The 8668-nt window shown below is 40.7% G+C and carries 8 protein-coding genes; 5 read left to right on the top strand and 3 right to left on the bottom strand.

The window, feature by feature from the left end:
• Positions 1-685: 685 nt before the first annotated feature.
• Positions 686-856 carry a hypothetical protein gene (locus V6C71_04835; GenBank protein ID HEY9767821.1) on the bottom strand — a complete coding sequence of 57 codons (171 nt, stop codon included), beginning with the start codon at positions 854-856 and terminating at the stop codon, positions 686-688.
• 6 nt (positions 857-862) lie between these two features.
• Here V6C71_04835 and V6C71_04830 point away from each other — a divergent pair, with 6 nt between their 5' ends.
• Entirely contained in the window at positions 863-1039 is a 177-nt protein-coding gene (locus tag V6C71_04830) for a hypothetical protein (protein HEY9767820.1), read from the top strand.
• Positions 1040-1678: 639 nt separating this feature from the next.
• Here the strand turns inward: V6C71_04830 and V6C71_04825 are convergent.
• On the bottom strand, positions 1679-2605 hold the full coding sequence (locus V6C71_04825) for a hypothetical protein (protein ID HEY9767819.1): 927 nt from the start codon (positions 2603-2605) through the stop codon (positions 1679-1681).
• Between the two features lie 1240 nt (positions 2606-3845).
• On the opposite strand from V6C71_04825, the gene V6C71_04820 reads away from it, so the two are divergent.
• From V6C71_04820 to V6C71_04810, 3 genes are all read left to right on the top strand, one after another.
• Entirely contained in the window at positions 3846-4199 is a 354-nt protein-coding gene (locus V6C71_04820) for a hypothetical protein (protein ID HEY9767818.1), read from the top strand.
• A gap of 63 nt (positions 4200-4262) precedes the next feature.
• A complete protein-coding gene (locus V6C71_04815) occupies positions 4263-5774 on the top strand; it encodes an AAA family ATPase (protein ID HEY9767817.1) in 1512 nt (503 codons plus the stop codon).
• Positions 5775-5923: 149 nt separating this feature from the next.
• Positions 5924-6274, top strand: coding sequence for a DUF1257 domain-containing protein (locus V6C71_04810; GenBank protein HEY9767816.1), 351 nt, complete (start codon positions 5924-5926; stop codon positions 6272-6274).
• A 92-nt stretch (positions 6275-6366) separates the two neighbouring features.
• Here V6C71_04810 and V6C71_04805 read toward each other — a convergent pair whose 3' ends face one another.
• Positions 6367-6723, bottom strand: a complete 357-nt coding sequence (locus V6C71_04805; protein ID HEY9767815.1) for a phage holin family protein — start codon at positions 6721-6723, stop codon at positions 6367-6369.
• Positions 6724-7162: 439 nt separating this feature from the next.
• Here V6C71_04805 and V6C71_04800 point away from each other — a divergent pair, with 439 nt between their 5' ends.
• Entirely contained in the window at positions 7163-8605 is a 1443-nt protein-coding gene (locus V6C71_04800) for a cytochrome ubiquinol oxidase subunit I (protein ID HEY9767814.1), read from the top strand.
• Positions 8606-8668 lie beyond the last annotated feature (63 nt).

Here is an 8668-nt window from a genome sequence, read left to right as displayed (position 1 = left end):
TACCCAACCTCGACAGTTCCTATAACGGGGCGGCAGTCGCTTCAACGGAGGGAACCTCCGCAACGCGCTGCCTTGGGAACCCCCGCAACGGACTGTCTCGCAAAACGCGCCTTGCAAAGCCCAAGACCGCCCTAAAGGATTAGCTTCGCGTCCGCTGCTCCGCTTATCCGTGATAGACTAGCCCTAAAGGATTAGCGCCTGGAGGCGCGTCCTTCGCGTCGTCCTTTAAGGGACGCTTTTTTAGTAATCTTTAAAACGTACCAGGTTGGATAATCAAGCCTTCTATGACTTTTATCAACGGTCTTACTTTTGTCTTAAAAAGATCTTGTTGAACCAAAATTACTCAATTAACGTGAGTTCGACGAAAATATAGGGAAAAAGAAAGGCTGGGATGTAAACTCACAATAACCAAAATCTAAGTATCTCAGCTAGTTATATGATGGCATCAAGATTATTATTCACACAAATTTTGGGCGAGCTTGATGATGTTTATCTTCAATGGTCAAGACTCTGGCCCGAACAGAAGCAACTCCCCTCAATGCCCCTGGAAAAACGCTGCCGTTCGAGAATATGGTTAAGTGAGGTGATGACAATAGCGCTCGCTTTCCACGGTTCTGGCTTTAGAACATTCAAAGAATTTTATACGCTTCAAGTCTTGCCACATTAGCAAAAAGCCAGAACCAATTTAGTTAGCTACAATCGCTTTGTTGATATTAATGTCTTGGTCTTTAATGTTATTGTGTTGTTTCCTCAACACCGGCAAAGGAGAAGTGACAGGAATTAGTTTGGTCGATTCAACACCGATAACAGTGTATCTGCCATGTCGCAGCAAGTCTAAGCAAGTATTTCCCGACATTGCTGGTTGGGTCAGGATCCCCGCCGTCCTTTAGGACGACGCGAAGGAGGCGAAGCTAGTGCTAAAGCATACCGCTCCGCATATCCTTTAGGGCATATAAAACGACGGGGCTTCCTAAAGGATACCGCTTCGCATATGCCTGAGCGTTGGTCACAAAGTCGATGGGTGGCACGATGGTTTTAAGCTTCATCTGATGATTAATGATAGAGGTGAGTTGCTTGCTTTTAAATTGACGTAGTGCAAATGTGGATGAGAGAAAAGCATTACCAGATCTGCTTCTAGGTATCTTCGCTAAATTATTTGGCGACCGTGGTTACATCTGTCTAGATCTTTTTGAGCAGCTTGAGGAACAACAACTCCAGTTAATCACTCGATCTCAAAAGAAGATGAAACAGAAGCTTGTTCGACTGATTGAGCAAATTCTTGGGCGTAAAAGAGCGATAACATCGAGACTGTCAACGACCAACTCCAAAATATCTTTCAAATCGAACATTCAATCCAGCGTAGTATGGGGAATTTTTTAGTAAATCTGATGGCTGGATTGATTGCTTATACCTATCTACCTAACAAAGCGATTCAGCGCGTTGTGGGGGTTCACGGTCAAGCCCTAAAGGATTAGCGCCTGGGGGCGCGTCCCGCACCGCGGCCCCCCATTGAAGCGACTCAATCAAGACACCGTAGTATTGATTTAGAGCCAATTGAATTACTGGCACTACCTTCTGCTACTTTCTAACTTGGTCGAACTCACGTTTAAATAGCTTTTAAGACTAGGTAATGTATTCTCTTTAACTTCAAGGTTAAATATTTTAAATAATTACAAGTTTAATTGAACTTTCTTTTGTATAGACAGTTTTTTTGTCTTTGATTTAATTTATTGTTAAGGATTTCCCATTGCTGACGAGAAATTTTCGGGCTTCTCCAAATTACTATAGGATTAGTGGAAGTGTAGCAGAAAGTTATAGAAAAACGTTCTTTTAGCGTGGGTGGCTGAGCGCGATGAAAAACGCTGCTAGTATCAGTGATTATAATGCTTCCTGTTTCAGCTAGACAAGCAGCCCAATCTTTCTGTGGCACGACTTCTCGCATTTCATCATCAGATAAGTATCCTAGGTTGTAGTAGTTTAGAGTTTCAATTGCTTTAGAAGTAATTCTTCGGGGAATATATTCATACGGACCACCTCCAGCAGCAACGTCATTTAAATAAATGATGATTTTAATAATGCGCCGATCTTCCCAATCTATATGCCATCGTCTAACGCCAGAATATTGACCATCGGCAATGCTTTTTCTCATTGCGAATCCCTGATACAGCACTGGCAATCCAATGTAATTTTCAACGATATTAAGTAGTCTTGATTCTAAAGCCCACATTAGCATTTCAGGGAACTCTCTAAAATCGTCTTTGCAAGGACCGACTTCACAATTTTCTGATTTATTCGAGCTAGGAGAAATAGTATCGAGTTTGCCTGCTAAACTCGAGGCTGTGGTCATCATCGCGTTGGTTGAAATCAGATCGAGTTCTTTGATTGGAACCATGCAAGTTCCTTCTTGGCGAAGTGTATTTAAAATTGATGTATTTAGGTTATCTAGCGGAGGTAAAAACCTTGCATGATCATTAAGTGCTTTTTGATAAGCCTGCTCCTTCATCAGATGAAGTAGAGGTAATCTGTCAAAGTTTTTCCTTAATTTATAAGATAAATTTTCAACCTTATTAGTAATATAAGATAAATTATTAGCAGATATTTGCATGAGTGTAAATATAGGAACTTATAAAGTCAATAATATTTGCTGAAATTATATATTCAAAGCATTAATAGCAGATGTTTTAAGCCTATGGCATGAGTTTAGAAGATTATTTTAAGCACAGGCTGGTTAACAAATATATAACAATAACAGTTTCAAATACATATTGGTTTGACAATTTATCAATATCTTTATAAAAGCTTTATACGCTGTTGATAAAATCAATAATGTACTACCTCATGGTAACTGTATTTGTTTGTCTATAATAGACCTTATATTACACCATAATACTAAGTTTTGATCTTATTTTAAATAGCAACAATTAATAGTTTATTTTTAGTTATTTAGTAAAGATAACCTATTTTAGGTATGAACCTTTGAAATCTAAAGTATAGCTTTAATTGTCTTGACAAATTACTCAAAAACTCCACAATTTAGTCGGTAGTGTTCCAATTTTAAAAAATTGGAACATCCATCATCAATTTTTTAAAATTTGAGCTTTTTTAAGTAGTCGTGCAAAATAAATTTCCTAGTTGAAATCAGGGAAAAGGGAAAGGGGAAATCAAATGTGTAATTAATGAGGAGGCGATTTCTGAGGTTGCCTCAGAAATTAAAGCCGTCCGTTTCGCCTAGGTACTTAGCTGCTAGTTTGAAACGTTGTGTTGCCAAGCTCTAAATCAAATTCCGCATATTGACCAACGGTCAGAGCAGCGCGAAGTTGCGTTGCCCGTGCATGACTCGCTTCGCATCGCGGAGGTTCCTTCCGTTGAGCCCGTGCATGACTAGCCCGTGCATGATTAGCTCCTTACGTCGCGTCCTGCGCGTCGCAAACTTCGTAAGAAGGCTCCGTCGTTTTATATGCCCTAAAGGATATGCGGAGCGGTATGCTTTAGCACTAGCTTCGCGTCGCGGAGCGGTATGCCACGGCACTAGCCCTAAAGGATTAGCGCCTGGAGGCGCGTCCTTCGCGTCGTCCTTTAGGACGGCGGAGTAATCTCTGACTTGACGAACTAAGGAGCGATCAATTAATTAATTAATCAATCAAGTGAACCTGTAATTCAAGCCATTGATGAGATTGTGCTGTGTTTGAGTAAGCTTACCGATTGTCAATAACAAATCTTGGTACAGCTAGCGACTTGTTAAGTATTGTTACAATAATAGCGTCATGACAGCTTTCTGTCTTGACAGCAGCAAATTTAGTCGGTAAATTAACATATATACCCGGGTAATTATTAAACTTAGTGATATGCAAAGTAAGCAGAAAGTAACTTTATATATACCTCCAGAACTGCATAGGAAATTAAAAATTAAGGCAGCGGTAGATGTTGAGTCTATGTCGGCAGTAGTTGAAAAGGCGATCGCCTTTTATATGCAGTTTCCTGAGAGGGTAGAAGAAATTAAGTCTTCTGTTCACGGTAAAACGCATCAGGTGCATTTGTGTCCTGATTGTGATGCACCGATGGTCATGCGAGACGGAGAAATGGTGTCTCTTGGCAGCCAAAGTAGCGTCGTCGTGAAGGATGATATTTCTTTAAGTATGTCTAACCAAACGGGTAGCTCAGAAAACCCAAGCGAAGAAGAGCTAGTTTCTTGTTTGTAGATAGCTTCTATAGGATTAGCAGAAAAAACATTAGGATGCTGAAGGTTCAGTAGGGTCGACATCATGAAAGAAGAGCTAAATATTCTCGTACAGGCTCAATACCCGTTAATCTATCTGATAACGCCAGAAGAGGAGCGAGCAGAGCAAGCAGTTGCCAAAATTGCTAAAGATAATGCCGAATATAAGCGAGTGTTTGTCTGGACAGTTACCAGGGGGATGGTTGAGTATGGTCAGCCTCGCCAAGGAACTCAGCACAATACTGTATCTCCTGAAGCAGCTATTGAATGGACTATTAGACAAAAAGAAGGTGGAATCTATATATTTAAAGATCTTCATCCTTTTATAGACGGTCCAGTAATAACTAGATGGCTAAGAGATGCGATCGCTTCTTTCAAAGGATATGACAAACTAATCATTTTAATGTCTCCAGTACAAACTCTGCCGATAGAGCTTGAGAAGGAAGTAGTAGTATTGGATTACCCTTTACCAAACCTAGCTGAACTCAACCAAGTACTATCAGAGCGACTAGCTAAAACTAAAGCAAATCGTCTAGATACAGAAACGAGAGAGAAACTGCTTAAAGCAGCATTAGGCTTAACTAAAGATGAAGCCGAGAAAGTATATCGTAAGGCGCAGGTTAAGGCTGGTCAGTTAACTGAGAGCGAAGTAGAAATTGTTCTTTCAGAGAAGAAGCAGTTAATTCGCCGTAATGGAATCCTAGAATACATTGAAGAAGACGAAACCATAAATTCTGTAGGTGGATTAGAAGAACTCAAGCGCTGGTTAAAGCAACGTTCTAATGCTTTCACTGAAAGAGCCAGGGAATACGGACTTCCTCAGCCAAAAGGTATGTTAATTCTGGGAGTTCCAGGCTGTGGTAAATCCTTAATTGCTAAAACAACTTCCCGTTTGTGGAGTTTACCCCTACTCCGTCTAGATATGGGTAGAGTTTACGATGGTTCTACCGTAGGGCGTTCTGAAGCAAACCTACGTAGCGCTTTAAAAACAGCCGAGTCAATTTCGCCCGTAATTCTATTTATCGATGAGTTAGATAAAGCTTTTGCTGGGGGCGGAGGTTCTGGTGACTCCGATGGAGGTACTTCTGGTCGCATATTTGGTTCTTTCTTAACCTGGATGCAAGAAAAAAAATCACCGGTGTTTGTAATGGCAACAGCCAATCGCGTTGAAAGATTACCTGGAGAGTTTCTACGCAAAGGAAGGTTCGATGAGATATTTTTTGTGGACTTACCCAGTTCCGCAGAAAGAACAGATATTTTTAAAATTCACCTTGGGAAAAGACGTTCTGAGATCAATCGCTTCGATCTAGAGCAGCTCACTAAGGTATCAGATGGTTTTTCTGGGGCAGAGATCGAGCAAGCAATCATCGCTGCAATGTATGATGCTTTTGCTCAAGACAGGGAGTTTACGCAGCTAGATATTATTGCTGCGATTAAAGCTACCCTACCGCTGTCTCGGACAATGACTGAGCAGGTAACAGCCCTAAGGGATTGGGCTGGGCAAAGAGCTAGACCTGCATCAGCCTCCGTTGCTGAATATCAGCGACTGGAGTTTTAACAGGCTTTCTTCTGTGATTCCCCAAGATTTGCAGAAGCAGAGGCTAGCGATCGCTAGCAGTTCAGTAAAATAATTCGTCGCTCATTATGACGTAGGCGATTATTGATTTTAAAGTTGTTGTTTACTTCTCTTCTACTGGAGGAAATCTTATGTCTCACTTTAGCACTTTACGCACCAAAATCAGCGATTCTGCAATTCTAGTAAATTCTCTTCGCGATCTGGGCATTAATGTTCAAAATAATGCCGACGTTCGTGGTTACAACGGTCAAAGACTTCGTGCTGATATCGTTGCAACATTAGAAGGCGAATATGACTTGGGTTGGTCAGAAAATAGCGATGGCACTTTTGACCTGATTGCTGACCTTTGGGGTGTAGCTAAAAAGCACAATCAAACTGAGCTAATCAACTCAATCAACCAAAAGTATGCTGTTAACAAAACCTTGTCTGAGGTTAAACAGCGTGGTTTACAGAATGCCAACGTTAAATTAGTTCTTCAGTAACAAGAATTAGATTTTAAGTTAAAGCGCGTTCCCAAGCTTGGGGTTGACACAATCAAAGTTGTGTCAACCCTTTTTTGTTTACTTAATATTACTTAATAAGATGAATCAACGTTAGAAAAAAGCTGATTAATCAGTCCTGATACTAAAGTTAAGACAATCGAGCCGAACATAGCAGGGAAGAAACCAGCTATCGTCAAACCAGGTGTAAGATAACTTACAAGACCCAAGGCAATCGCATTTACTACCAGCAGAAATAGTCCTAAAGTTAATATTGTTAGTGGTAAGGTGAACAGGATCAGTATAGGTTTGACCACTGCGTTTACTAAACCCAAAACTGCTGCTCCTATAATGGCAGAGGAGAAGCTTACAATAGCAAACCCAGGCACGATAAATGCTGTAACGATCAAAGAAACAGCCGTCGCCAACCAAGTAAGCAAGAATTGCCACATTTTAGTTACCTGAAATATCGATATTTATTATTTGGTTCAATACTAGTAAATTTTAGCTGTTTATTTCCACCAACAGAAGTTCGGTATTCTAGGACAACTTTGGTGAAAAAGCTCTCATTGACGAAACGGGGCGTTCACACATCATGGTCCTGACGCTACTGTTCACCTTATCGTCATATGATTAATAATGATGGCTAGTTAACAATACATACATTTTAAAAAATTAAAAATTAGATTGAGCCTGAATTTGATCGTCGCTCCATTACATCAGTTTAGGTACAATAATCCTAGTTTTTCAATCAAATTATCAAGTTTTATTTAAACTTTTTCAATCAACATAATCGCTAAACTAATAACCAGGGAGGATAAAATTTCTCTCAAAACACACATCTACACATCAATAGAAGTAAATCACTAGACTATTTTCAACACATTATCGATGGAATTTTTATCCGATACAGTAATCCTTTCGCGCTTACAGTTCGCCGTTACCGCAATTTTTCATATGCTGTGGCCAATTTTAACTACCGGCATGGCTGTTTACCTAATTATCATAGAGGGATTATGGCTTAAAACTCGTAACCAAAACTATTATTATCACGCTCGTTTTTGGTCAAAACTCTATGTTCTAAATTTTGGTATTGGGGTAGCTTCGGGACTACCAATGGAATTTGAGTTTGGCACAAACTGGGGGCCTTTTTCTGAGGCGGTAGGAGACTTTTTCGGTAGTGTCTTAGGCTTTGAAGCATCCATGGCATTTGCCCTCGAAGCTGGGTTTTTAGGCATTATGCTATTTGGCTGGGAACGAGTGCCACCGATTATGCATTACTTTGCCACAATTATGGTAGCGGTAGGCGCAAACTTATCTATATTTTGGATCTTGAGTGCGAATTCTTGGCTGCAAACCCCTGCCGGGGGACAATTTGTCGACGGTCACTTTGTGGTTGGCGATTACTTTCAGGCAATTTTTAATCCTTTCATGCTAAATAGCGTCCTCCATATGTTCTTTGCAACTTTGGAAACTTCTTTATTTGTCATTGGAGGAATTAGTGCCTGGTATATTATCAACCAACGTAATGCCGAATTTTTTACTCTTTCCTTTAAAATTGTCTTAGCGATCGCAATCGCCGTTACTCCCCTACAGCTCTATATCGGACATTTAAGCGGGGAACAGGTATATCATTACCAACCAACGAAACTAGCTGCAATGGAGGCTCAATGGAAAACTATTCCTGCTGGAGAATCTCCCTCCTGGAGTGCGATCGCCATACCTAATGACAAAGCAGAGCAAAACGATTGGGAAATCTCTATTCCTGGCTTATTAAGCTACATCCTCGAAATTAAGCCACAACTATCAGAACCCGTTTTGGGCTTAAAAGAATATGCTCCAGAAGATCGCCCACATCAGATTGGCTTAATTTACTATGCTTTGAGAATCATGATTGCGATCGGATTTATGCTGGCAGGATTAATGGCAGTTACTACCCTACAGTGGTTGAGGGGGAAGCTTTCACCCGAAAATATTACTCAACAACGTTGGTTACTAAGACTTTGGCTACTGGCTGCACCCTTAGGCTACATTGCCGTTGAATGTGGCTGGATAGTACGCTGCGTCGGCAGGCAACCTTGGGTTGTTTATGGGGAAATTCGCACCGCTGATGGAGTTTCTCAAATACCTGCAAGCAATGTTTTGGCTTCTCTGACTGCTTTTACAGTCGTCTACAGCATCTTGTTTGTCTTTGCGCTTTATTTTGGTAGTCGTATTATCCGCCAGGGACCTAATTTAGATCTCCCCGTGCCAGGAGAAACTTTTGATCCCGAATTGGACACCAATCCAGCTAAACATCGTCCTGATAGTCGCCCCGTAGAGGCACAACAGTAATTTTAAGTACAAATTGCTAGTGATACTGTTTTAAGCTGATAGCTATTAGCTATTAGCCTCCTC

Source organism: Coleofasciculaceae cyanobacterium (assembly GCA_036703275.1).
GTDB lineage: Bacteria > Cyanobacteriota > Cyanobacteriia > Cyanobacteriales > Xenococcaceae > Waterburya.
Note: the sequence above shows the minus strand (reverse complement) of the source record. Positions and strands in the feature narration are given on the sequence as shown.